Genomic DNA, 23,050 nt, shown 5'->3' with positions numbered 1-23,050 from the left:
CGAGGAACATCCAATGGAAGCCAAACGATTCGCTGGCATAGCGATCGCGTGCACGGTCGCGATGGGACTGCTGTCCGCTTGCGGTACCCGACATGTCAGTCGCGATATTTCCGCCGACGGCGTGCCGGGCGAAGTGGTGTTTCCGGCGCCCGAGCGCGCGGTGCTGAAAGACGGAACCTTTCCCAACCTCGACAACCTGCGCCTGGTCGCGCCCGGCGTCGGCAAGGAGCAGCTTTATCACCTGCTGGGACGCCCGCACTTCCGCGAAGGCTACGCCGGCGTTCGCGAATGGGACTACCTCTTCCATTTCCGCCGCGACGGCAGCGTGACCACCTGCCAGTACAAGGTGATTTTCGACCAGAACTATCTGGCGCGCAGTTTCTACTGGCAACCGCAAACCTGCGGCGAACTGCTGCGCGAGCCCGTCGCGGCCATGCCGGCGGCGCCTGCGGCGGCCACCACGCGTAACTTCTCCGTGTCCGCCGATGCCTTGTTCGCGTTCGGCCGCTCCGGCGCCGGCGATCTGCAGGCGGGCGGCCGGGCTGAGGTCGCGCGCATCGCTGGCGAACTGCGCAATGCCAAGACCTTGCGCTCGGTGCGGGTGATCGGACACACCGACCTGATCGGCAGCGAACAAGCCAATCAGGCGCTGTCGCGCCAGCGCGCCGAAACCGTGCGTCAGCTCTTGATCGACGAAGGCGTGCCGGCGCGGCTGATCTCCGCCGAAGGCCGCGGCGAGACGGAGCCGGTCGTCGGAAATTGCGAGTCCTCGATGCAGCGCAGCGACTTGATCGCCTGCCTGCAGCCCAATCGCCGCGTCGAGATCAAGGCCGATGTGGAAGAGTGAATCGCCGCGTCGTTTTCATCCATCAAGCAACAACCGAGGTAGGGCCATGAAATTTTTCGTAACCGCGATGGCGGCGGCGTTGTGCGTCGTGTCCGCATCGGCGATCGCCCAGGGGCAGAGCCAGGGTCAGGCGGCGCGACCGGCCGCGGCGACCCAGTCGGCCGCCGCGCGCGACATCGACCCCAATACCCTGGCGAACTCCGCGTTGCAGTTGCTGCAGGCGATCGATCGCGATCAGGCCGGCGCGTTGTGGGACAACTCGTCGAACGTGACCAAGCGCAGCGCCAAGCGTGAAGACTTCGTCGGCTATGTCGGCAAGAGCCGCAAGCCGCTGGGCGCGGCCAGTTCGCGCAACTGGATCGCGGTGCGGCGCGAAATGGTGGGCAACGGCGCCAAGCTTCCTCCGGGCCTGTACGCCAGCGTCGAATTCTCCAGCCAGTTCCAGGGCAAGCGCGCGGCGACGGAACTGGTGTCCCTGCGTCGGGACGAAGACGGGATGTGGCGGTTCTCGGGCTACGTCATCCAGTAAGCGCGCCGTCGAGGCGCATCCGCGCTTTGCGTCCATGCGCCTTCGATGAAGCGGACGCCTGGGTCGAACCGATGCGTTCGATATAGGCCAGGAACATGTCCGACATGGCCTGCGAGTAGGCCTTGATCTGCGCCGCGGTGCGCGGAGTTTCCGAGAACTGTTTGCCCACGGTGCTGAGCGTCGTGCCGATCAGGTCGCCCGCGCGCAGGCGCGCGGCGCTGGGCGTGTTCGGCAGGATCTCGCGCATGAAGGCCTGCAGCGTGCGCTCGCCCCGGGCGCGGGCTTTCTTCGTCTCAGGCGCGTCGCGGTAGAGCGGGGCGGCATCATTGAGCGCCACCCGCATCTGCGCTTCGTCGCATTCGGAGCGGATGAAGGCATGGACCAGCGCCCGCAGGCGCTCATGTGGCGGTTTCGCGGCATCTTTCAGGATGGCGCTCAGCAGATCGGTCGTCTGCTGCCATTCGTCGCTCTGCAGCCGGAACAGAATCGCGGCCTTGTTGGGAAAGTACTGATACAGCGATCCGACGCTGACGCCGGCTCGCTCGGCCACCCGTGCGGTGGTGAACCGCTGCGCGCCTTCCACCGCCAGAACCTGCGCGGCCGCCTGCAGGATCGCGGTGACGAGCTGGTTCGATCTGGCCTGTTTCGGCTGCTTTCGCGAAGAAATTCTGGGCGCTTTGCGAGCGGTCATGGCCGGCCTGTCGATGCGGATTCGAGATGAGGTGCTGACCGCATCATAGGCCCAGTCGGGAAAATCGGCGCGCCGCGGCTGCGGCCGCGAGCGTTTGCGTCGGTCAACGCGAGACGGCTGGCTTTGTGTTTGCGCAGGGTCGATCGACTTGCGGCCCTGAAATGCGAACAGCGATGCGCAGATGACCTAAATACGCTCGGTCAGGAAAGCCGTCTGTCATCGAAATAACAGGTAAAAACAGGCGATTCGCCTTGGCTGGAATCGGACGAAATCTAATGCGAATACAAAATACGACGGTTTATTCGTATTGTGTGTCGACACCGGATTTCCCCCAATCAAGGCAGATATCGCTATGAACACCCTTGCAGTGTCACCCCTCGCGCCCTTGCTCGAACGGCTCTTCAAGGAGGCCGATGCGGCGACCAGCCCGGCGGTCGCCGAGATGTCGCGCGACGAGCGTTTGCGCCTGATGACGAGCAAAACCGAGTACCTGGATTTCTACGAACGGATGAAGGATCTCTGGCTTCCGGTCTCGCGCGAAACCGGTCATCTGCTCTACATGCTGGCGCGCGCATCCAACGCCCGCAGTGTCGTCGAATTCGGCACCTCTTTCGGAATCTCGACGCTGCATCTGGCCGCGGCCGTTCGCGACAACGGCGGCGGCCGGATCATCACCACGGAGTTCGAGCCGGCCAAGGTCGCGCGCGCCAGGCAACACTTCGCCGAGGGCGGATTGCTCGATCTGGTGGAGGTTCGCGCGGGAGACGCGTTGCAGACCCTGGCCTCGGACCTGCCCGATTCGATCGACTTGCTCCTGCTCGATGGCGCCAAGTCGCTTTACCCGGAAGTGCTGGCGCTGGTGGAAGCCCGCCTGCGGCCCGGCGCATTCATCGTCGCGGACAACGCCGACTACAGCCCGGACTATCTGGCGCATGTGCGTTCGCCGGCATCGGGCTATATGTCGATTCCCTTCGCCGACGATGTCGAGCTTTCGATGCGACTGCCGTAAGTCGCTGCCAGTCCGGCGTGCACCGATCGGACCTCGAGCCTGTTGGCCGACACCGATCAATCGTCCTACTTCGCCGGCTGAGTGCCGGTGGATGCATCTAGCGAAAACGCGTTCGGCCAAGCATGGCGCGCCATGCCTGGCCGTGTCGCGATGCGCGGAACGTCATTGCGCCACACACGCAACCTGAGCGTCGCCGGCCCGGGCTACGGGTTGGCGATCGGCGTGGTCGTATCCGCGCTCAACCGCCATTGACCGCGCACCTTCGCCCAGTTGGCGACATCGATCGCGTGCAGGGTGATGCCGGCGGACGGAATGGTGAACTCGATGCGGTCGACGACCACGGCGCTCGAACACTGGCTGATCGTCTGCGCCAGCAAGGTGCGCTTGAACACGTACTCGTTGGCCATCACCGCGCGATAGAACGCGGTGATCGCCGGTTTGCCGTTGAGCACCTGGCCGAGGCTGTTGACCTGGATCGCATCGTCGGCGAAGCCGGCCATGAATCGATTGAGGTCGCGGCGGGCGAAGGCATCGCCGAGCGCTTCGGAAACGCGCTCGAATTCGCGTTCGCAATGACGATGCTGCGCCGCCATCGGGTCTTGCGCCATCGCCGTGAGCGGGATCAGGCCGGACAACGCGAGCGTCATGCCCGCAGCGGCCATCGAGGTGCGACTCTTCATGTTCGGTCCTTGCTGAAGTGGCTGGAGACCGAACGTTATCCAACGCGCATGCGCGGCGATGTACCCGGATCGCGAAAGGAACTGACCGGGTTATTCAATACGCGATGCTTATTTGTCGCCCTCGCAATCCACGTCGCCGCCGCCCATGTGGTCGAAGCCGATACGCGCGATCGAGGTCTCGCCGCGGCCGGGGTCGCCGGCGCGGCGGCCCGGGGCGTCGTCGCTGCTCAGCGGATACTGGACGCAGGTGTCCATCAGGTTTTCCGGAACGCCGGTTGCAGGTATGCGAAACTCAGCCGCTCGCAGCGCCCGCCCTGCCGATGACAGCCGCAAGGCCGGCGGACTACGGTGGGGCCGCATGGCTGGCGTCATGGATCGCAGGAGGCAAGCGTGGGTATGGAAAGGCGCACAAGAGGCCGCTGGATAGTCGGGGCCTCGATAACGGGATTGGCGGTGCTCGCGCTCGGCCTGGGCGGTTGGTGGGGGTTGAATCGCGATCGTCGGGCCAGCGACGGGCAGGCGTCGGCTTCGGTGGCGGCGGATACCGGTACACGCGTGTCGGGTTCCGGCCCGGCCGCGGCGCCGCTGCCCACGGGGACGTTCCAGGACATCCACAAAGAACTCGAAGTCCGCGCGCGCGCGGGCGATGCGCGGGCGGCTTATCGCCTGGGCCAGATCATCAGCCGCTGCCGCGAGTACAAGCCGATACCCGGCGGCGAGTTTACCGAGATGCTGGCGGGCGTGGTCGCGCACGCCGGCGCCTCCATACGCATGGGCAGCCGCAAACTGGACGATCCGGATCTGCTGGACATGATGCTGTACGCCAAGAACGAAGCCGATGCGATCTGCGGCGGCGTGGGAGACCTGCCGGCGTCGGTGCGCAAGGGCGACGCGCGCGCGTGGTTCGAATTGGCGGCGCAGCAGGGCCATACGAAAGCGATGACCGACTACGGACGTTTCGCGTTCGACGATCTCGCCTCCGATGCCGATCTGCTGGACAAGGCGGACGAGGTGGTCGCGCGGCGCGAACGGGCGCGCGGCTACCTGCGCCGCGCGTTCGAATCGGGCGAGCCGGAGTCGCTGCTGGCGTTGGCGGCCGCGCACGGGAACATGCCGTTTCTGGGCCGCGATACGACGCAGTCTCTGGCTTACTGGAAGGCTTATCGTCGCACCGCCGAGGGGCGCAAGTTGCCGGAGGGCGTCGTGAACATGATGGAGGAGCAATTGCTGGCGGCGTCCACGCCTCAGCAAGTGCGCGATTCCGAGCGGCGATCGGCCGAAATCGTGCAGGCCTTCCAACAACACAGGGCGCCGCGATGAAACGCTGGCTGGGATGGGGTGGACTGTCGTTGGCGCTCGTCGCGCTGGCGGTGTGGTTTTATCTGACGCGGCTGACGCCGGTGCGCAGCGTGCCGTCGCCGGACATCGCAATCGTGGAGGCGGCGGCGACCGGACCGCAGGGTCGCCCGGCGCCGGGCGCGCAGAATTCCGCCGATGTACTTCGCCAGCGTTTGTCCAAGCTTCCGCAAAGCTCGGCGAAGCAGCGTGCCGCAACAAAGGCGATCGTTCTGGCCGACATGGAGAAAAGGAGCCCGAACGCGCGATGGTGGCTCCTGCCGATCGACGAGATCCACGGCGAAATCCGCGCCGCGGCGGAACGCGGCGATCTCAAGGCCGCGTATGCCTTGGGAACACGCTATGGACAATGCAGCAAGGCGTTGGAAGACTACGCGCCGCAGAAATTGCTGGCGGAACTTGATCAGGAAATGGAGTTCGCAGGTTCGGCGCCCGCATCGCAAGGCCGCATGGAGAACCTGGGCAACAGATTCAGCGAGGATCTGGCGACCTACGACGCCTGCGCCAGCCTGGACCGTGCGACCCTGGACGAGTCCATGTCGTGGCTGGAACGCGCCGGCCGGGGCGAGGTCAAGGGCGCCAGACTCTCCTATGTCTATGCCTGGACACAGCAGGCGCAGCGCGGCCGCAACGAACTGATCGCCGATATCGAGCGCGTGGCCGCGCAGCGAACGCTGGCGCGCGAATGGCTCCAGCAGGGCTTGGCCGCGGGGGATTCGAGCGCATTGGACCAGTACATCGAAGCGTATTCCGGTCAGGGTGGATTGCTGCCCCGCGACCGGGTGCAGGAAATGGCGTATCGCTACGCGCGCGATCTGGTCCGGGGCCGGCGCGGTTCCGAATTCGACGCGCTATGGGCCAGCGGCCCGACTCGTTTCGGCAAAGATTTGACCTCGCAGCAGTGGGACGCGGCGGAGGCGCAGGGCCGCAGCATTTTCAAGACTTACTACGAAGCCAGGCCGATCCGGCCGCAGTAAGCGATCCAGGTTCGACCCCGCCGATGCGGCCGCCATCGGCGCCTGGCCCAACGCAAAAGCCCCGCCGCAGCGGGGCTTTACTCGATGGTGCCCGGGCTAACCCACAGGGCTAGACGGGGCCTGGGTCATGATTGCGGCAGGTCGCATTTCATTCGTGCATCGACGTGAAACGGCTTGGGAACATCGGGGTTCGAGCTTTTCTGCTCGCCGTCGAGTTCGAAGGATTTCGCGTCGGGCGTGCCGCCGCGATCCTTGCAGGCGGCGGTCAGTTTTTCCTTGACCGCGGCAATCGCGCTGTCCCGGGTCGCGCCGTCGGCGCTGTTGGTCACGTTGACGATTTCCGCGAACGCGTTCTGGCTCATTCCGAAAGCGAACCCCATCAGGGCGGTCAGGTACAACTTCCTCATGATCTGTTCTCCATTAAACGACTGACATCGATGGTGGCGGTGATGCTGCGCTGGGCTGCGGACGTAAGTTATCCATAGCCGATCGTTAACGCAGCGAGAAGGATCGCGCGGGCTCGATCCGTCATCGCTTTCGAATGCGCGCTCGATCGCGTCACACGGGCCTGTTAATTCAATCTGATGTTATGAAAGTGCCGTCTGGCACGCCCCGAAGGCGTTGCGCGGAAGTGACGCGGATGTCGAGATGAAACGGCAACCGGTATTCGGCGCTGCTTTCCGTTATGCATGCCTTGTTTTTCGGTGATGGTATCGAAACCGGACGTTCTAAATTTCCAGGCAAGCGGCGAGCCGCCGAACGGCTCGAAAGCGGCCGCCCCGGATGCCGCCGTCGGCGCGTTTCGCGCCGTCGCGTCCCGCGCGAAGGCCGCGGAAAAATTTCATGAGCGCCTGTTAATCCTCGCAAAGCCGCGTCGTGGCGTGATCGCGGAATTACACGCCTCGCGCTCCATTGACGTTGTTCGAAAGGCTGTGACGTAATCGCCGCCACCTCGCCTGCCCCCAACGTGGCGACACGCACGCCGCTTGCGATGCGGCGCCTGCGATTTCCTTGCCGGCCTCACTGGCCATCGCGCGATTGCGCCTGTTCCGACCCATGGGGGTACACGCAATGCGAAACGGCAATTCGAACGCGCAGCGCCTCATCGCCGGCGGTTTCCCCGACGCACCGCCCGCACTTCGCATACGGAGAACGACCATGCGACACCTCGCTTTCTGGTTCCTGTTATCCCTGGCGCTCCTGCCCGGCTCCTCGTTCGCGCAAACGAAAACCGTCGTTCCATTGGGAGGCAACGCCTTCATCACCCGTCCGGCCGCGAACGGCGAAGAACTGGTCGACAACACCGGCCTGCACAACTGGAACTCGGACCAGGCCGTCGCCAGCGTGTATGTCTACGTCAAGCAGGCCGGGAAGCTCGAGGTCTCGCTGGTGGGCGCCTTGAACGGCGCCAACCGGAGCACCGTCGAGGTGTCCATCGACGGCCAGCGCCGGCTCGCGTCGCTGTCGGGCACGGACACGGCCTCGTTCCACGCCGGTACCTTCACCATCGGCCATCCGGGCTACGTCAAGGTCGATCTGCGCGGCGTCAGCACCGACGGCAGCTACTACGGCGATATCTCCGGCCTGGAAATCGGCGGCAGCGCCACCGCCGCGGGCCTGGTCTTCGCCGACGACCCGGCCAACTTCTACTGGTCGCGCCGCGGGCCTTCGGGCCATCTGGGCTTCGCCGTCCCGGAGAACACGGAGTATTTCTACAGCGAGCTCACCGTACCGGTTAAGTACGATCCGATCGGCTCGTACTTCATGGCCAACGGCTTCGCTCAGGGCTATTTCGGTATCCAGGTCAATTCAGCGACCGAGCGTCGCGTGCTGTTCTCGGTCTGGGACGCGCCCAACGGCAAGACGACGCTGCTGAAGAAGGGCAAGGACGTGATCGCGCAGGACTTCGGCGGCGAGGGCACCGGCGGCCAGAGCTTCCTGCGATACGACTGGAAACCCGGTCATACCTATCGCTTCATCACCCGGGCCCGTCCGGACGGACAGGGCAACACTGTGTACTCGGCCTGGTTCGGCACGCCGTGCCTGCTCGGCTATGGCGATTGCCAGTGGAAGTTCATCGCCAGCTGGAAGTACGAAGGCCTGTCCACCTACCACAAGGGCGTGTACTCGTTCATCGAATCCTTCAATCCTGATCTGGGCTACCTCGACCGCATGGCGCTGTACGGAAACCAGTGGGCGGTCGGCAGCGACGGCGCATGGACGGAAGTGAAATCGGCGCGCTTGTCGGTCGATGCGACCGCGCAGAATCGCCAGCGCCTGGACGTTACCGGCGGCGCCGTCGCTCCGGCGTTCTATCTGCGCAATGCCGGCTTCTTCGATAAGTCGGCGACGCCGGGCACCACGTTCAACCGCACCGCGTCGTGGTTCAAGCCGCGCGTGGATTTGCGGGCGCTGCCGGAACCGGCGCGCTGAGCCGTACGATCATGCAGCGCCCCGGCTAAGCCCGGGGCGCTGTCGTTCGCCGCGGGAACTTGCCGCGCCCTCAGGCCTTGGCGGAAATCGCGCTCAGCTCTTCGAGGTCGAGGTCGAGGTCGCGGTCCAGTTCGTGCAGCGTCTCGTCGTCGATATCGCCGGCGCGATGCAGACGGATGAGCTCGTGGCGTCCGCAGGCGACGGCTTCCAGGACGACATCGAAGTGGGCGTGGATCAGCGACGTGTAGTGCTCGGTGCGCTCGGCGTAATCGACGATCGCCACCGACTTGCGCTGATACTTTTCCAGCAGCTTGGGATGGATGAGGTTGCCTTCGCTGTCGTGGGCCAGGGTCTGCACGACGGCGAATTGCACCTGGGCCATGGCCGCTTCGGCCTCCGAGCACGGCGCAGGCGGCCCAGGGCAGCGCCGGAAACAGAAGGTGCGTCCGCGGCGGCCCGCGTATTCACTGGCTGGCTTGCAGCGATGCGCTCATGCGCTGATGGATCAGATTGATCGCCTTCAACGGCCGCAGCATGACCTTGAACTGAGTGATCTGCCCGGCCGCGTTCCAGGTGATGATGTCGACGCCGTTGACGATGATCCCGTCGATCTGCGTTTCGAATTCGAGCATCGCGTCGCTGTCGCCGACGATCTCGCGCACGTAGCGGAAGCTGTCGTTGAAGAACACCTGGAACGCCGCGTTGAGATACCACGCCGTCAGCTTGCGGCCGTGTTGCGGGGTATGCACGACCGGCGAATGGAAGGTGGCGTCCTCGGCGAGCAGCGCGTACAGACCCGAGGGGTCGCGGGTCTCGACCATCCGATGCCAGGTCGCGAGTGCCGAATTCGTCACGGTGTGCCTCCGGTAGTGGATTGAACGCCTGTAGAGAAGACTACGCGCAAATACGAAGTCGTCCCGGCCGATGGCGGCCGGGACAACGGTTTCTTCCGGCGATGCCCGTTACCAGATCCTGATGCGATCGGCCGGCGCCAGATACAGCTTCTCGCCCGGCTTCGCGCCCCAGGCGTCGTACCACGCGTCGATGTTGCGCACGGTCTGCGCGCGCTGCGCGGCCGGCGCGTGGCCGTCGGTGAGGATGCGCTGGCGCAAGGCGGCGTCGCGGATCTTGCTGCGCCAGGTTTCGGCGTAGGCGAGGAAGAAGCGCTGGTCGCCGCTGAGGCCGTCGATCACCGGCGCCTGCTTGCCGCCGAGCGATTTGCGATAGGCCATGTAGGCGATGGTCAGGCCCGACACATCGGCGATGTTCTCGCCCGAGGTCTGCTTGCCGTTGACGTGCAGGCCCGGCAACGGCTCGTAGGCGCTGTACTGGTCGGCGAGTTTCTTCGTCGCTTCCTGGAAATGTTGCGTGTCCGCCGGCGTCCACCAGTTGGCCAGGCGGCCCTGGCCGTCGAACTCCGCGCCGGTGTCGTCGAAGCCATGGCTGATTTCGTGGCCGATCACCGCGCCGATCGATCCGTAGTTCGCGGCCGCATCGGCGTTGGGATCGAAGAACGGCTTGTCCAGGATCGCCGCCGGGAAGTTCATCGCGTTCTGCAGCGGCAGTTGCACGGCGTTGACCGTCTGCGGCGTCATCCACCATTCGCCGTTATCGACCGGCTGGCCGAGTTTGCCGAGCTGGTAGCGGTACTCGTGCAGTTCCGCGCGCAGGCGGTTGCCGAGCGCGTCGTCGGGACGGATGTCGAGCGAGGCGTAGTCGCGCCAGCGTTCGGGATAGCCGACGCTCACGCGCATCGACTTGGCCTTTTCGCGCGCCTTGGCCTTGGTCTGCGGCGTCATCCAGGTCAGCGAATCCACGCGCTCGTCGAAAGCGGCGAGGATGTTGCCGACCATCTCCTCGACCTTGGCCTTCGACGCCGCCGGGAAGTACTTCGCCGCATAGAGCTTGCCCAGCGCGTCGCCGAGCGCCGAGCTGGTCGCGTCGAGCGCGCGCTTGCCGCGTTCGCGCGCCTGCGGCGTGCCCGCGAGCGCGGTGCCGTGGAAGCCGAAGGCGAGGTCGGTGTAGGCCTTGGGCAATTCGCCGGGGCCGCGCAGGGCCTCGTTCCAGGCGGCGTGATCCAGGGCGTGGAAGGCGAGGTAATCCTTCCACACCGGCAACGGCTCGCTGCCGACCAGACGGGCGATGCCGGCGATCGCGCCGGGTTGCCATGCGACGATCTTCTTCTGCGCCGCCAGTCCGGCCGCATCGAAGAACGTCGCCCATTCGATGCCCGGAGCGCGCTGGGCGAAGGCGGCGGTGTCCCAGGGGTTGTTGGCCTTGTGCACGTTCTGCGAATCGAGCAGCGGCGCGTGCGCCTGGGCGATCTTGGTTTCCAGGGCGATGATCGCCTTCGCCTTGCTGTCGGCATCGGCGATGCCGGCCTGCTTGAGCAGCGCGATCACATAGGTTTCGTACTTCTTGCGCGTTTCCACCATCTCCTTGTCGGACGACAGGTAGTACTCGCGATCGGGCATGCCCAGGCCGCCCTGCATCAGCGTGGCGACATACGCCGGCTCTTGCAGATCCTTGGCGACGAACACGCCGAACAGGTTGTCGGTGTGGAAGTTGGTCGAGTTGAGCGGATCGGTGTCGGCGCGAATGCCGGCGCCGAACACGCGCGAAAGATCGCCGCGCGAAGCGATCGCGCCGATCGCGTCCAGCCGCGGTTGCAGCGACTGCAGGCCGCGCTTCTCGGTGCCGGCTTCGTCCATGTAGGCGGTGTGGAAATCGGCGATGCGGCGCGCGTCAGTGCCGGCCGCGGGCTTGCCGGCGGACAGTTCCGCGATCAGCTCGGCGTTGCGTTTCTCCGCGGTCTCAAGCAACTGGGTGAACGCACCGTAGTTGGAGCGGTCGGCGGGGATTTCGAAAGTCTTGCGCCAGCCGCCGTTGGCGAACGCGTCGAAGTCGTCGCCGGGCTTCACCGTCTTGTCCAGGCCGGTCAGATCGATGCCGGACACCGGCGCGGCGGCGGGGGCCGCTGGTTGCGCGGGCGCGGACGCGGTTTCGTTCGTGGCGGGTTTGCACGCGGCGAGGCTGCCGGCCAGCACCAGGGTCAGGCCGAGAGACAGAGCATTCAGTCGGTAGGGCATCGTGGTTTTCCGAAGCGGAGCATAGGGCGGCCGTTCGTTCACCCGGGCCTTGGCCACCGCGTCCGAGCAATGGGTTGCGACGGGTGATCGGCGAACTGTCACCCGCGATGGATGACAGCGAGCGGCCTTCGAATTGCGCCCCATTGTGCGTCAGCCGGTCGGCGGCGTGGAAGGGCGCGAATATCGGTAAACCGTGCTGCCGCCCGTATCGGAAAAGCCGGCGGCCCATCGGCGGGTTGTGGCGTTGCTGAACACGGTTGGGGCGTGGTCGTGGCGCGGCGGGATTAAGCGGGCGACGCGAGGAAAATCGAGGCGCTGGAGTGCTACGCCATCACCACGCCGGCGTGGACGAAGGACGACGACATCCTGACCACGGCGGCGGAAGGCTCGCCCAAGTAAGTCGGTTACTCTCCGCGATAGGCCCGCCGCAGGGCGGGCCCGTCGATCACAGGCGAGGCCGGACGGTAAGGCACTGCGACACCGCGCCGATAGGGCCGCCGCTGTCGTGAATGATGCTGTGGGTGAGGCCGAAACCGCCCGCGCCGAAGCTGACCGTGGTGTCTAGCCCCAGCCATTCGCCGCGGGGCGGCGCGAACCAGTGCGCGGTGAGATCGAGATTCGGAAACGCGATCGCTTCCGGCGTCGCCCGCGGCGTGATGCCGTTGGAGATGTCGAGCATGCCCAGCGCCCGCGCGGTGGCGCTGACCTGCTCGCCGTCGATCATGGCCACCGCGGTGCGCAGCCAGTACAACGCCCGTCCGGGTTCGATCTGGGCGCGGCGCACGTCCACGCTGCGGACGAATCCGCCCGGCCATAACGAGCCCGGTTCCCACGGCTCCATCTGGTCCGGCGGGGCGATGCGCGGCAGCGCGGTGCCGGCGTGGGCCGCGGTGTCGTATTCCTGCATGAGCCAGGCGCGCAGGATCAGGGCGACGCGGCCGGCGTGGCTCAGGCGCGCTTCGACCAGTTCGATGGTGCGGCCGGGCCTGAGCACGGCGACCTCGATGTCGACGACGTCGATCGGAATGATGCCGAGAATGTCGTAGGACAGGCGCGCGAGGCGCAAGCCGTCGCTGCGGCGCGCATCGCGATCGGCCTCGACCGTGTGCGCGAGCAGGCCGAAGGCGGGGGCGACGTGCTGTTCGGCGGGATTCCAGCCGCCGCCGACCTGCTCGGTGGCGCGAAAGCGCTTCGTATCGATCCGCTCGAAATAGGCGGCCGGCGACCGAGGCCCTGAAGGTTGCTGCATTTTCGATCCTCTCCTGTCGGCTTCGCCGGGCGAAGCTCGACAAGTAGTTCGCGAGCATCCCGGACGTGAAGGGATGCTCGCTCACCGGATCGATTCTTGGCAACGACCGGCGCGCCGGCCGGGCAGGCGCGCGGAGAATGTTCGTTTGCCCCAGCGCCGCGTCCCGGATCAATTCAAGGGCGCGGCGGCGCGGTCAATGTTTCGAGGCGACAGGGCTCTCGGTGTGCATCACGCACAGCCAGCGATCGTCCACCTTGACCCAGGTGGACGTGTCGTACACCTCCATCTCCAGGGGTTTGCCGTTCATCTGCATCTTCTGGTTGACGTGGTAGCTGGCGACGGCGACATCGTCGGTCGGGAAAATAACGTCCATCCCGGATATTTCGTAGTCGGTCAACTTGAATTTGTCGTCGTTCGCCATCTTGAGGTAAGCGGCATGGTCGAACTTGTTCGTGCCGTGCGCGCTGACCATGACCGCGGGTTCGGTTAACATGCGGGTGGCCACTTCGGGCGCGCCGTCCAGCATCGACTGCCAAAACGATTTCTCCAGCCGCTCGATCTCGCCTTTCTGATTGGACCTGTTCATGGCATCGCGCCTTTCAGGATGGGAGCGCCCATGGATAAGCGCTGCGGCGTTATCTCCCGGTGAGAAGGACGCGGACGTCGCGTAACAATTCGGCTGTACCGAATAACGCAGTGGCATTCGATTTGTCGCGTGAATGGCTCTGGTCCGAATACAGGGCCTGACCATACTGGCCGCAGGTGATCCGAGGCTGAGAACGATGCGCTGCGATAATCCGTTGAGCCGGCTGCTGATGTTCGCCGCGATGGTCTTGGGGTTCGGCGCGATCAGCCCCGCCGCGCAGGCGCATCCCGCCTACCAGACCACCCAGGTCGCTCCCGGGCTGTACAGTTTCGGCGCCGGAATGGCCTTCAACGCTTTCATGATCACCGACGACGGCGTGATCGTCATGGACAGCTTCGACAAGGAATTCGCCGAGGCCTCGCTGCAGGCCATACGCGGATTGACCGACAAGCCGATCCGGTATCTGCTGTATTCGCACAACCACTACGATCACATCAGCGGCGGCGAAGTCTTCAAGGCGCAAGGGGCGACGGTCCTGAGCCACGAGGCGACCATGAACTGGCTGAAAAGCCATCCCAGTCCCGATGTCGTCATGCCGGACAAAACCTGGTCCGGGTCGAAATACGAACTCAAGCTGGGCCGCGGCGCGGTCAATCTGCTTTACTTCGGCCCGAATCACGGCGAAGGCATGACCGTCTTCCAGTTTCCGAACGAGCATGCGATCTACACCGTCGATCTGGTCGTGCCCAAGCGCGTGGGCTTCACCTACATGCCCGATTTCGCGCCGCGAGAGTGGGAAAGAACCCTCGCCGAAATGGACAAGCTCGATTTCGATCAAGTGATGTATGCGCACAACGCGGCGGTCGGGCCCCGGTCGAGCGTGGCGGAGCAACTCGATTATCTTCGCGACCTGCGGGCGGCGATTCTCGCCGAGCTGAAGAAGGGCACGCCCTTCATGAAGATTCCGAACACGGTGAAACTGCCGAAGTACGAGAAGTGGGACGGCTATGAGGAATGGTTGCCGATGAACGCCTGGCGGGTTCTGCTGGAAATCGCGATGGGCGTATAACCCTCAAGGCACGCGCGTCACCTGCCCGTAGGTGGCGCGCCAGCGGCCGTCGCGCTTCGCCCAGACATAAGACACCCGCAGCGTGCGCGTCTGATGGCGGCCGTCCTGCGTCCAACTCAGATGGAGCAGGCCGCCGATCACCGCGCCGTCGCCCCAGACCTTTTGTATCCGCTCCTGCAGCGCATACGGATCGATCTTGAATCCCGGCAGGTGGAAATCGGCCAGGAATTGCTGCTTGTTTTCCACCGACGCGTCGGAATTCACCAATATGTAGTCGTCATCGACCAGCCGCGCGAGCGTCCGCGTGTCGTTGCCGACTTGCGCCCGATCGTAGTCGCTGATCGCTTTGGCGAGGTCCGGCGGCAATTCAGTCGCAACGGCCGGCGTGGTAATCAGGGCGAGAATGACGGCGAGTTTCACGGCGGACTCCGCGGAGGGTGGAGGTTGAATGCGACGGGGCGCGAGTCAAATCGCTGAATGCGGGCTTCGACGTGCGATCACGATGCCGGTCGCGCCTGGGTGAGACAACGGCCATTTAACGGATCGGATCGATGCCACTTGGATTTGCGGCATCGCGGGCGCGATCGCGCCGGCAACGCCATGGCCACGCGGCGATCTGCGCATCAAGCTCACAGTGATCTGCATGCAAGACAACGGCAGCGATGTCCGCTGCATGCGCACACGAGTGAGACGATGATGCCCTCATGTAAAAATTCCGCAGATTTTTCTGCGACGTAGTGCTGTCGAAAAAGCGTCATAAGCTCATGACGAAACGATCTATGACGACGGCCTCGGAACCGCGCACGTCATCGTGATAACAAGTGCAACGTCGAAAGTCAGGGGGGCATCGACCCACGCAGCGCATCAGCTCGTGGTCAAAACTGAGGACTTCCCCATGTTGCAGCAACACGATCTCGTCCAGGATCCAAGCACGACAGCGGTCCCGTTCGCCGAGGAACTCTCGGACGAAAATCTCGAAGCGTTGTTCGGCGGTAAGCCGGTGGTCTGCGGTTGCGGTTGGCTTTGTTCCTTCACCGGCGAGTGCGGCTGTTCCAACGGCCACTCGGTGTGTGTCGGTCACTGCTGATCGGCTTCCCGGAGCCGCCTGGCCGCAAGCGGGCGGCTCCTTCGAGACTGCGACCCCAGCCCTGATCCACGCTGCGATGCCCGACGCGTCGCGCGGCGCCGGATGCCTGTCGCGAAAGCGCGACGCGCATTCGCGCGGCCCGCGCGGCGGTCGTCGTGCCGATTCTTCCGGCCATCGCGGCGCGGATCGGACGGGGTCGCTTGCGCGCCCCTCGCGGGCTCCTGCCTGGACGAATAGCACGTGAATCCTTCAACGCGGCGCGGCGCGGCCCGGACCAAGTTCGTCAGTCAGACCTCGGCCGCCGACTGCGGCCACGCCTGTATCTCGATGCTGTTGTCCGGGCTCGGGTTGCGCATGCCCATGCTCGCGCTGGCGGCGCGCTACCCGGTCAGCCAGCGCGGCATGTCGGCCAAGGAAATGCTCGATGTCCTGCGCATGTGCGGCGTGCGTCCGCGCGCACTGCGGGCCAGCGACGGCGGCGTGGAAGCGCTGAAGCACGTGGCGTTGCCGGTCATCGTGCATCTGCGCCGCGAGCATTTCGTCGTGGTCAGCAGCATCGACGAGGGCGAGGTCACGGTGCTGGACCCGGCCACCGGCGAAAGCCGCGTCGCCCACGCCGAATTCCAGTCGCAGTGGAGCGGCGTGTTCATCGGCGCCGAGCGCGACCCGTCCATGCCCGCGGGTGCCAAGACTTCGCCGCTGGGCCAGTTGTTCAAGGAATTTCTCGGCGAGAACTGGTCGCTGTGGCTGTTCCTGCTCAGTGTGATCGCGCTGACCGTGGCGACGACGATTTCCTTCCCGTGGTTGCTCAGCCGCGCGGTGACGTTCCTGGCCTACGGCGGCCAGGGCAGCGCGACCGGGCTGGGCGTGGGATTGCTGGTGCTGTCGCTGGCGTTCGTCGCCGCGCACTGGATGCGCGCGCGAGTGTCGCTGCTGATCCAGCTGCGCCTGGATCGAACCTTGATCACCCGCTTCGTCGACCGCCTGCTGCGGCTGCCGCTGCGGATCTTCTCGCTGCTGCCCGCCGGCGATCTGATCGCGCGGGTCAATTCGGTCTCCGGCGTGCGCGACTTCCTGTCCGCGCGCATCACCGGCCTGATCCTGGATTCGGGCGTGCTGGTGGCGACCTTGGCGGTGCTGGCATTCCAGAGCGCACAGGTCGCGCTGCTGTTTCTGGCTTTGACCTTGCTGTCCACCGTGGTTCTGGTGCTGTGCTGGAAGCGCCTGCTGCGCCTGACCGGCGGCGAAGTGCTGGCCTATTCGGGTTACTACAGCACTCTGGCCGAAACCCTGACCATGGCGGTGGACGTCAAGGTCAACCGAAAAGAGAAAGTCTTCGCCGACCGCCTGATGGAACGCTTCGGCGAACATCAGAAGTGGCTGGAGGCGCGCGGCAAGCTCAATGCGATCTTCGAGGCCTTGTACGCCTATCAGGACAAGGTGGTGCCGATCGCGGCGCTGTTGCTGCTGTTCGTCGCGTTTCCGTCGATCGACCTGTCGGATCAGACCGCGTTCTATTGCTACTTCCTGCTCGGCTGGACCGGCCCGTCGGTGCGCGCGATCCAGATGTTTTTCATGCAGCTGGTGGTGGTGCGGATCAACGCCGACCGCATCGAGTCGATCCAGGGCCTGATGAGCCTGGACGACGCGACGCCGCCGGCCGACGCCCAGGCGCCGGTGTGGGACGAGCCCAGCCAGGTGACGGTGCGCGATCTGGGCTTCTCCTACCTGGGCACCGGAACGCCGGTGCTGGAGCATTTGAACGCGCGTTTCGACGACCGCGGCCTGAACGTGATCGTCGGGCCCTCGGGTTGCGGCAAGAGCACGTTGCTGAAACTCATCGGCGGCCTGTTGCTGCCCGACGCCGGCAGCGTGCAGATCCGCATCAAGGGCGAGCGCGAAGGCGCCGCCGGCGCGGCCGCGGTGGCGTATCTCAATCAACATCCGGCGTTGTTCGCCGGCAGCGTCGCGCAGAACATCGCCATGTTCGATCCGCAGGCCGATGTCGAGCGCATCGAACGCTGCGCGCGCGCGGCCTGCATTCACGATGAAGTCGCGGCCTGGCCGCTGGGTTATCAGACCCAGGTGGTCGCGGTCGGCCAGAGTCTGTCGGCCGGGCAATGCCAGCGCATCGCCCTGGCGCGCCTGCTCTACAGCCACGCGCCGATCATGCTGCTGGACGAATTCACCAGCGATATCGACGCCGCCACCGAAGGCGCGATCCTGCGTCATCTACGCCAGTGGCCGGGGATGAAGATCATCGTGACCCACCGCACCCAATGGATCCAATCGGGCGATCACGTGCACGAACTGGGCCGGATCGCGCAAGGAGAATCGCGCCATGAACTCCCCGTCTACGCCTGAGCGCCGCCCGCGGCGTCTGGCGATCGCCGCCGGCGCGCTGGCGCTGTGCGTGTTGGCGCTGGGCTTGCTGGCGACGCGCAACACCGTCGCATCGGTGGCGCCGGTGGCGGTGGTCAATCCGAAACTCGACGCGCTGCCGACGGTGATCTTCGCCGACGGCACGCTGTCGTACCGCAACGAACTGGCGATGACCGCCGAGGTGCTGGGCGCTGTGGAGGAGATCTACGTGCGCCAGGGCGACGAGGTCAAGCGCGGCCAGCCGCTGATGAAGCTGCGCTCGCAGCAGTACGAGGCGCAGTTGGCCCAGCGCGAAGCCGGGCGCGACGGCGAGGTCGCTTCGCTCGAAGTCAATCGCGCCGCGCGCGAGTTGGCCGCCTCCAAACTGCGCAGGTTCACCGAGCTGCGCAAGCAACAGTTGGTCAGCGAGGCCGACCTGGACGAAGCGCGCGCGGCCTATCGCCAGGCCGACGCCGAATACCGCCAGGGCGGCACCCGCATCCAGAATCAGCGCGCACTGGTGGACGAAGTGCAGGACAGCCTGCACAAGTCGCTGCTGCGTTCGCCGATCGACGGCACGGTGCTGTCGATCGACGTGTCGGCGGGCGAAACCGCGGTCCCCAGCGCGCTGAGTTTCAGCGGCTCGACCGTGGCCCGCATCGCCGACACCAGCGTGCTGGTGGCCACCGCCAAGCTCGGCGAATACGACGTGTGGAAGATCCGGCCCGGCGCGATCGCCAACGTGGTGGTGCCGGCGTTCGACGAAACGCCGTTGCAGGGCACGGTGCGGTCGGTGTCGATGGCGCCCACGCGCGCGGCCGCCGGCAGCGGCAACGGCGCCGCCGCGACCGGCGCGGCGAGCTACGAGGTGCTGATCGACATCCGCAACACCCGCCGCGCCAGCCTGCGCACCGGCATGACCTGCCGGGTCGAGTTTCCCAGCCGCAAGGCCGCGCCGGTGCTGACCGTGCCGATCGCGGCCCTGCGCGAAGACGGCGACGCGACGGCGGCGGCGGGCAAGGGCAACACCGGCACCGTGCTGGTCGTGCGCGACGGCATCGCCAGCCTGCGCGAGGTGCAATTGGGCGAGGCCAACGACAGCCGCCAGGAAATCCGCCGCGGCCTCAGCGCCGAGGATCTGATCGTCGTGCCCGCGTCGGGCCAACCCTCGCTGCAGCCGGGCACCCGCGTGCGCGTGATCTCGTATGAACGCGGTTGAGCTCAGTGGCATCCGCAAGAGCTATCGCCTCGGCGCGACCGAGGTGACGGTGTTGCGCGGCGTCGATCTGCAGGTGGCGCAGCACGAATATGTCGCGGTGATGGGCGCATCGGGTTCGGGCAAATCGACCCTGCTCAACATCATCGGTTTTCTCGACACCCCCGATGCCGGCGAAATCCGCATCCACGGCCGGCCGGTGCAGCGCCAGGACGACGCGGCGCTGTCGGGCTTTCGCAATCGCACGATCGGTTTCGTGTTCCAGAGTTTCCATCTGCTGGGCAATTGCTCGGCGCTGGAGAACGTGATGCTGCCCTTGCGCTATCGCGGGCTGGCGCGCGCCGCGGCGCGCACGCGCGCATCCGCCGCGCTGGCCGAAGTGGGCATGGAGCGCCGCGCCGCGCACCGTCCGGACGAATTGTCCGGTGGCGAGCGCCAGCGCGTGGCGATCGCCCGCGCCATCGTCGGCGAGCCGGACATCATCCTGGCCGACGAGCCCACCGGCAATCTGGATTCGAAGACCTCCGACGAAGTCCTGGACGTATTCGCGCGCATCCACGCCAACGGCCGCACGCTGATCGTGGTGACCCACGCGCCGCACGTGGCCGAGCGCTGCCAGCGCACGATCCGGGTGTCCGACGGCCGCGTGCTCGACGCCGCTGCGCCTGCGACCGCCTGAGCGCATGGACGGCTTGCGCCGCTGGCTGGCGGGTGTGGCCGACGCCGCGCGCTCGCTGGCGCGCAGTCCGCGTCCGACCGTGCTGTGCGCCAGCGCGATCGTGCTGGCGGTGATGGCGTATTCGACCGTGGCCAGCATCGCCGAGGGCATGGCGCAGGTGCTCGGCCGGCGCTTCGAGACCTTGGGCAACGACACCCTGGTGATCCGCGGCCAGTCCACCGCCAGCGGCGGCTTCGTGCCGTCGCTGAGCGATCTGTCGGACCTGCAACGGATGCCGCAATGGGTGGCGCGCGCGGCATTGGTGCAGGAGCTGTCCGGCGCGGCGACCTTGCTGGAAGGGCCGGGCACGCGCCAGGTGACGCAGGTGCTGGCGGTGAGCGAGGACTACTTCGATATCGATCGCATCCAGGTCGGGCAGGGCCGCGGGCTCGGCCGCGGCGCCGGATCGGGCAAGCGCTGCCTGCTCGGCGCGCGCATCGCCGCGGCCCTGTTTCCCGGGCGCGCGCCGGTGGGAAAATTCCTGCGCGTGGGCGGGCAGTGGTACGTGGTCGGCGGCGTGCTGGCGGCGACCGACGAGCCGGGCAAGTTCGTGTCCAACGACGACGCGGTGTTCCTGCCGCTGGCCGGCGCCGGCGCGCTGGTCAAGCCCGGCGACGACGGCGGCCGGCTGGTGGTCAAGGCCGCCGCCGGCGCCGACATGGAGCGCCTGCGCGCGAAATTGTCCGCGCTGTTGCTGCGCAAGTACGGCGGCCGCTTTGATGCGGACGATTTCCGCATCGAGGCCAAGCAGGCGCTGCTGGACAGCGCGCGCGGCGCGACCCAGAGCCAGGGTCGCACCGTGGCGTGGATCTCGCTGCTGGCCTCGCTGGTCGCCGCGCTGGGCGTGATGAACATGATGTTCCTCAGCGCCGACGAGCGTTCGGGCGAAATCGGCCTGCGTCGCGCGATCGGCGCGACCCGCGCCGACATCGCGTGGATGTTCGTGTGCGAAGCGCTGCTGCTGTGTCTGATCTCGATCCCGTTGGGCCTGTTGCTCGGCCGCATCGCCGCCGGCGCGCTCAAGAACGTCTTGCGCCTGGATTCGGCGCCGGTGCTGGGCTGGCAAGCCTGCGCGCTGGTGGCGATGGCGACCACCGCGCTGGTGCTGGCGTTCTCGCTGGCGCCGGCCTGGCAGGCGGCGCGCAAAGATCCGAAAAACGTGTTGCGCAGCCAATGACCGCAGGCGCGCGCCCCGGCCATGACGACACCGCGATCGCCGCCGCGCAGGCACGCGCCGATGGCGCATCGATCCTGCCCGCGTCCGCGCCGGGCGCGTGGTTCGTGCTCGGCGAAGCCTTCCACGCCGCGCTGCGCCAGTTGCGCAGTTTTCCGGTGCGCACGGCGGTGGCGATGCTGAGCGTGGCCCTGGGCGTGGCCGGCATCGTGTCGGTCGCCTCGCTGTCGGAAGGCTTGTCGCGCACCCTGGTGCGCTCGTTCGAATCGATGGGCCGGCAAGTGGTGATCGTGCGCGCCGATCCGTCGTACGAATCCTTGCTGCTGGGCACCGCCAACCGCTTGTCCGAGCAGGACCTGCGCACGGTCTCGCGCGCCTTCCCGCAGCGGCCGGTGGCGCCGTTCCTGCGCTACGGCGCGTTCAACAACCCGATCGCGCTGGGCTCGCGCAAAAGCACCGCGGCGGTGTACGGCACCACCCTGGACTACTTCGCGCTGGGCGAAATCGAACTGGTCGCCGGCGCCTGGCCCTCGCGCGAGGACTGGCGCGGCGGCGGCGGCCGGCAATGCCTGGCCGGACGCAGTCTGGCGGCGGAGCTCGGCGGCGCGTCGGCGCTGATCGGCCGCGATCTGGTCTTGCCCGGGCGCAGCTGCCGCGTCAGCGGCGTGGTCAAGGGCGCCGGCAGCGCGTTGGGATTCGACTTCGAACGCCTGGTGATCGCGCCGATCGGCCTGGTACGGGCGATGGACAGCGACGGCAGCCGCAGCGATCTGGAACTGCACGCGGGCTTCGCCGGGCAGGACGACATCGACGCGATCGGCCGCCGCCTCAGCGCCGAGTTGCGCAAGCACCGCCACAGCGCGCGCGGCGAGGACGACTTCATCGTGGTCACCGCGCAACGCCTGCGCAGCTACCTCGACACCACCCTGGCCAGCGTGCGCGCCGGGTTGTTCCTGTTGATGGCGGTGGTGTTCGCGGTGGCGGCGCTGGGCATCGGCAACGTGATGTTGTCCGGCGTCAATGCGCGCCGCCGCGAGATCGCCGTCAAGCGCGCGATCGGCGCCTCGCGCGGCGGCATCTTCCTCGAATTCCTGGCCGAGGCGGTGATCCTCACCGGCTTCGGCGGCGTGCTCGGCGTGATGCTGGGCGCGGCGGCGGCATGGGCGATCACCGCCACGTCGAGTTACTTCGGCGAACCGACCGTATCCGGTTCGGGTTGCCTGATCGGGATTGTCACGGCGCTGCTGGTCGGCCTGCTGACCGGCGTGTGGCCGGCGGCGCGCGCGGCGCGATTGGACCCCGTGGCCGGTTTGCATCATCACTGAGGTGAAAACATGAAAGGACCGTGGATCTGGATCGGGGCGTCGGCGTTGGTGGTGTTGCTGGCGGTATCGCTGGGTTTCGTGTTGATGGCGGCCGGGCGCTCGGAGCCTTTGCAGACGATGCAGATCGACGACTTGCCGGTGCTGGGCCGCATGGATGCGGCGCACGAAATCGTCCTGGTCACCGACTACGGATGTCCGGCCTGCAAGCGTTTCCATGCCGAGATGCTGCCCAAGTTGATGGCGCGTTTCGTCGATGGCGGGCAGGCGAAGATCCGCGTGCTGGCGTTTCCGATCCGCGACGGTTCGACCGAACTGGCGCATGCGGTGACCTGTTTGCAGGAACGCCCGGGCGTTGACACCAAGGCCTTGTACGACCGTGTCTACGGCCAGGATCTGGTCGGCCTCGCCGCCCCGGAGCTGGCGCGGCGCTTGATTCCGGGCGCGCCCGCGGACGGTTTCGGCGCGGCGCAACTGAGCGCGTGCATGCAGCGACCCGACATCGCGCAACGGGTCGAACGCCAGCGTTACCGCGCGATCGTGCACGGCATTTCCTCGGTCCCGACCGTGGTCGTCGATCGCGTGCTGATGCCCGAGCCGTGGACCTTCGGCCGCTACGAAGCAGCCTTGAACGCACCCAAGACGGAAGCGCGATGA

General features: G+C 66.4%; 25 protein-coding genes. 15 read left to right on the top strand and 10 right to left on the bottom strand.

The features are described 5' to 3' along the window. The first annotated feature begins 13 nt into the window (after positions 1-13). Positions 14-847, top strand: a complete 834-nt coding sequence (locus J7J50_RS17000; protein WP_215060830.1) for an OmpA family protein — start codon at positions 14-16, stop codon at positions 845-847. Between the two features lie 46 nt (positions 848-893). After that, entirely contained in the window at positions 894-1,376 is a 483-nt protein-coding gene (locus J7J50_RS16995) for a DUF4019 domain-containing protein (RefSeq protein WP_215060828.1), read from the top strand. Here the strand turns inward: J7J50_RS16995 and J7J50_RS16990 are convergent. Next, positions 1,366-2,067, bottom strand: coding sequence for a TetR family transcriptional regulator (locus J7J50_RS16990; protein ID WP_215060826.1), 702 nt, complete (start codon positions 2,065-2,067; stop codon positions 1,366-1,368). The genes J7J50_RS16995 and J7J50_RS16990 overlap by 11 nt on opposite strands. A gap of 307 nt (positions 2,068-2,374) precedes the next feature. Between J7J50_RS16990 and J7J50_RS16985 the strand changes: the two genes are divergently transcribed. Continuing rightward, entirely contained in the window at positions 2,375-3,076 is a 702-nt protein-coding gene (locus tag J7J50_RS16985; RefSeq protein ID WP_251044027.1) for an O-methyltransferase, read from the top strand. A 203-nt stretch (positions 3,077-3,279) separates the two neighbouring features. Here J7J50_RS16985 and J7J50_RS16980 read toward each other — a convergent pair whose 3' ends face one another. Both J7J50_RS16980 and J7J50_RS16975 read right to left on the bottom strand, forming a co-directional pair. Continuing rightward, positions 3,280-3,756, bottom strand: a complete 477-nt coding sequence (locus J7J50_RS16980; RefSeq protein WP_215060824.1) for an SgcJ/EcaC family oxidoreductase — start codon at positions 3,754-3,756, stop codon at positions 3,280-3,282. Positions 3,757-3,864: 108 nt separating this feature from the next. Beyond that, positions 3,865-4,011, bottom strand: a complete 147-nt coding sequence (locus J7J50_RS16975) for a hypothetical protein (protein ID WP_215060822.1) — start codon at positions 4,009-4,011, stop codon at positions 3,865-3,867. Between the two features lie 93 nt (positions 4,012-4,104). Here J7J50_RS16975 and J7J50_RS16970 point away from each other — a divergent pair, with 93 nt between their 5' ends. Next, positions 4,105-5,076 carry a hypothetical protein gene (locus tag J7J50_RS16970; RefSeq protein ID WP_215060820.1) on the top strand — a complete coding sequence of 324 codons (972 nt, stop codon included), beginning with the start codon at positions 4,105-4,107 and terminating at the stop codon, positions 5,074-5,076. Next, positions 5,073-6,089, top strand: coding sequence for a hypothetical protein (locus tag J7J50_RS16965; RefSeq protein WP_215060818.1), 1,017 nt, complete (start codon positions 5,073-5,075; stop codon positions 6,087-6,089). Before J7J50_RS16970 ends, J7J50_RS16965 begins: the two co-directional genes overlap by 4 nt. 125 nt (positions 6,090-6,214) lie before the next feature. Here J7J50_RS16965 and J7J50_RS16960 read toward each other — a convergent pair whose 3' ends face one another. Then, the gene (locus tag J7J50_RS16960) at positions 6,215-6,496 is read right to left on the bottom strand and encodes a hypothetical protein (RefSeq protein ID WP_215060816.1); all 282 of its coding nucleotides are present in this window, start codon (positions 6,494-6,496) and stop codon (positions 6,215-6,217) included. A 282-nt stretch (positions 6,497-6,778) separates the two neighbouring features. Here J7J50_RS16960 and J7J50_RS16955 point away from each other — a divergent pair, with 282 nt between their 5' ends. Then, the gene (locus J7J50_RS16955) at positions 6,779-7,030 is read left to right on the top strand and encodes a hypothetical protein (protein WP_215060814.1); all 252 of its coding nucleotides are present in this window, start codon (positions 6,779-6,781) and stop codon (positions 7,028-7,030) included. Between the two features lie 217 nt (positions 7,031-7,247). After that, positions 7,248-8,522 (top strand): DUF5077 domain-containing protein, encoded by a 1,275-nt coding sequence (locus J7J50_RS16950; protein ID WP_215060812.1) that lies wholly within the window; start codon positions 7,248-7,250, stop codon positions 8,520-8,522. A gap of 70 nt (positions 8,523-8,592) precedes the next feature. Here J7J50_RS16950 and J7J50_RS16945 read toward each other — a convergent pair whose 3' ends face one another. The 5 genes from J7J50_RS16945 to J7J50_RS16925 form a co-directional block, all read right to left on the bottom strand. Continuing rightward, positions 8,593-8,904, bottom strand: a complete 312-nt coding sequence (locus tag J7J50_RS16945; RefSeq protein ID WP_215060810.1) for a hypothetical protein — start codon at positions 8,902-8,904, stop codon at positions 8,593-8,595. A gap of 82 nt (positions 8,905-8,986) precedes the next feature. After that, a complete protein-coding gene (locus J7J50_RS16940; RefSeq protein WP_215060808.1) occupies positions 8,987-9,376 on the bottom strand; it encodes a nuclear transport factor 2 family protein in 390 nt (129 codons plus the stop codon). A gap of 108 nt (positions 9,377-9,484) precedes the next feature. Beyond that, the gene (locus J7J50_RS16935) at positions 9,485-11,611 is read right to left on the bottom strand and encodes a M13 family metallopeptidase (RefSeq protein ID WP_215060806.1); all 2,127 of its coding nucleotides are present in this window, start codon (positions 11,609-11,611) and stop codon (positions 9,485-9,487) included. A 445-nt stretch (positions 11,612-12,056) separates the two neighbouring features. Continuing rightward, on the bottom strand, positions 12,057-12,860 hold the full coding sequence (locus J7J50_RS16930) for a thioesterase family protein (RefSeq protein ID WP_215060804.1): 804 nt from the start codon (positions 12,858-12,860) through the stop codon (positions 12,057-12,059). A gap of 193 nt (positions 12,861-13,053) precedes the next feature. Beyond that, a complete protein-coding gene (locus J7J50_RS16925) occupies positions 13,054-13,446 on the bottom strand; it encodes a nuclear transport factor 2 family protein (RefSeq protein WP_215060803.1) in 393 nt (130 codons plus the stop codon). Between the two features lie 196 nt (positions 13,447-13,642). Here J7J50_RS16925 and J7J50_RS16920 point away from each other — a divergent pair, with 196 nt between their 5' ends. Then, positions 13,643-14,515: an MBL fold metallo-hydrolase gene (locus J7J50_RS16920; RefSeq protein ID WP_215060801.1), complete on the top strand. Its 873-nt coding sequence runs from the start codon at positions 13,643-13,645 to the stop codon at positions 14,513-14,515. Between the two features lie 3 nt (positions 14,516-14,518). Here the strand turns inward: J7J50_RS16920 and J7J50_RS16915 are convergent, their stop codons facing one another. Next, positions 14,519-14,935 carry a nuclear transport factor 2 family protein gene (locus J7J50_RS16915; RefSeq protein ID WP_215060799.1) on the bottom strand — a complete coding sequence of 139 codons (417 nt, stop codon included), beginning with the start codon at positions 14,933-14,935 and terminating at the stop codon, positions 14,519-14,521. Between the two features lie 475 nt (positions 14,936-15,410). On the opposite strand from J7J50_RS16915, the gene J7J50_RS16910 reads away from it, so the two are divergent. The 7 genes from J7J50_RS16910 to J7J50_RS16880 all read left to right on the top strand — a co-directional run bounded on the left by J7J50_RS16910 (position 15,411) and on the right by J7J50_RS16880 (position 23,050). Further along, complete coding sequence (locus J7J50_RS16910; protein WP_148649061.1) at positions 15,411-15,602, top strand: hypothetical protein; 192 nt, start codon at positions 15,411-15,413, stop codon at positions 15,600-15,602. A gap of 240 nt (positions 15,603-15,842) precedes the next feature. Then, positions 15,843-17,966: a cysteine peptidase family C39 domain-containing protein gene (locus tag J7J50_RS16905; RefSeq protein ID WP_215060797.1), complete on the top strand. Its 2,124-nt coding sequence runs from the start codon at positions 15,843-15,845 to the stop codon at positions 17,964-17,966. Beyond that, positions 17,944-19,182, top strand: coding sequence for an efflux RND transporter periplasmic adaptor subunit (locus J7J50_RS16900; protein WP_215060795.1), 1,239 nt, complete (start codon positions 17,944-17,946; stop codon positions 19,180-19,182). Before J7J50_RS16905 ends, J7J50_RS16900 begins: the two co-directional genes overlap by 23 nt. Continuing rightward, positions 19,169-19,858, top strand: a complete 690-nt coding sequence (locus tag J7J50_RS16895) for an ABC transporter ATP-binding protein (protein ID WP_215060793.1) — start codon at positions 19,169-19,171, stop codon at positions 19,856-19,858. The genes J7J50_RS16900 and J7J50_RS16895 overlap by 14 nt, the downstream gene beginning before the upstream one ends. Before the next feature lie 4 nt (positions 19,859-19,862). Further along, a complete protein-coding gene (locus J7J50_RS16890) occupies positions 19,863-21,074 on the top strand; it encodes an ABC transporter permease (RefSeq protein ID WP_215060791.1) in 1,212 nt (403 codons plus the stop codon). After that, complete coding sequence (locus tag J7J50_RS16885) at positions 21,071-22,396, top strand: ABC transporter permease (RefSeq protein ID WP_215060789.1); 1,326 nt, start codon at positions 21,071-21,073, stop codon at positions 22,394-22,396. Before J7J50_RS16890 ends, J7J50_RS16885 begins: the two co-directional genes overlap by 4 nt. Positions 22,397-22,405: 9 nt before the next feature. After that, positions 22,406-23,050, top strand: coding sequence for a thioredoxin domain-containing protein (locus tag J7J50_RS16880; RefSeq protein ID WP_215060787.1), 645 nt, complete (start codon positions 22,406-22,408; stop codon positions 23,048-23,050).

Origin of the sequence: Lysobacter sp. ISL-50 (assembly GCF_018612875.1) — a bacterium.
GTDB lineage: Bacteria > Pseudomonadota > Gammaproteobacteria > Xanthomonadales > Xanthomonadaceae > Lysobacter.
Note: the sequence above shows the minus strand (reverse complement) of the source record. Positions and strands in the feature narration are given on the sequence as shown.

Coding starts and splice junctions, on each gene's coding strand:
- J7J50_RS17000 (WP_215060830.1), top strand. CDS start 14: ATGGAAGCCAAACGATTCGCTGGCATAGCGATCGCGTGCACGGTCGCG.
- J7J50_RS16995 (WP_215060828.1), top strand. CDS start 894: ATGAAATTTTTCGTAACCGCGATGGCGGCGGCGTTGTGCGTCGTGTCC.
- J7J50_RS16990 (WP_215060826.1), bottom strand. CDS start 2,067: ATGACCGCTCGCAAAGCGCCCAGAATTTCTTCGCGAAAGCAGCCGAAA.
- J7J50_RS16980 (WP_215060824.1), bottom strand. CDS start 3,756: ATGAAGAGTCGCACCTCGATGGCCGCTGCGGGCATGACGCTCGCGTTG.
- J7J50_RS16975 (WP_215060822.1), bottom strand. CDS start 4,011: ATGGACACCTGCGTCCAGTATCCGCTGAGCAGCGACGACGCCCCGGGC.
- J7J50_RS16965 (WP_215060818.1), top strand. CDS start 5,073: ATGAAACGCTGGCTGGGATGGGGTGGACTGTCGTTGGCGCTCGTCGCG.
- J7J50_RS16960 (WP_215060816.1), bottom strand. CDS start 6,496: ATGAGGAAGTTGTACCTGACCGCCCTGATGGGGTTCGCTTTCGGAATG.
- J7J50_RS16955 (WP_215060814.1), top strand. CDS start 6,779: ATGCCTTGTTTTTCGGTGATGGTATCGAAACCGGACGTTCTAAATTTC.
- J7J50_RS16950 (WP_215060812.1), top strand. CDS start 7,248: ATGCGACACCTCGCTTTCTGGTTCCTGTTATCCCTGGCGCTCCTGCCC.
- J7J50_RS16945 (WP_215060810.1), bottom strand. CDS start 8,904: ATGGCCCAGGTGCAATTCGCCGTCGTGCAGACCCTGGCCCACGACAGC.
- J7J50_RS16935 (WP_215060806.1), bottom strand. CDS start 11,611: ATGCCCTACCGACTGAATGCTCTGTCTCTCGGCCTGACCCTGGTGCTG.
- J7J50_RS16930 (WP_215060804.1), bottom strand. CDS start 12,860: ATGCAGCAACCTTCAGGGCCTCGGTCGCCGGCCGCCTATTTCGAGCGG.
- J7J50_RS16925 (WP_215060803.1), bottom strand. CDS start 13,446: ATGAACAGGTCCAATCAGAAAGGCGAGATCGAGCGGCTGGAGAAATCG.
- J7J50_RS16920 (WP_215060801.1), top strand. CDS start 13,643: ATGCGCTGCGATAATCCGTTGAGCCGGCTGCTGATGTTCGCCGCGATG.
- J7J50_RS16910 (WP_148649061.1), top strand. CDS start 15,411: ATGTTGCAGCAACACGATCTCGTCCAGGATCCAAGCACGACAGCGGTC.
- J7J50_RS16900 (WP_215060795.1), top strand. CDS start 17,944: ATGAACTCCCCGTCTACGCCTGAGCGCCGCCCGCGGCGTCTGGCGATC.
- J7J50_RS16895 (WP_215060793.1), top strand. CDS start 19,169: ATGAACGCGGTTGAGCTCAGTGGCATCCGCAAGAGCTATCGCCTCGGC.
- J7J50_RS16890 (WP_215060791.1), top strand. CDS start 19,863: ATGGACGGCTTGCGCCGCTGGCTGGCGGGTGTGGCCGACGCCGCGCGC.
- J7J50_RS16885 (WP_215060789.1), top strand. CDS start 21,071: ATGACCGCAGGCGCGCGCCCCGGCCATGACGACACCGCGATCGCCGCC.
- J7J50_RS16880 (WP_215060787.1), top strand. CDS start 22,406: ATGAAAGGACCGTGGATCTGGATCGGGGCGTCGGCGTTGGTGGTGTTG.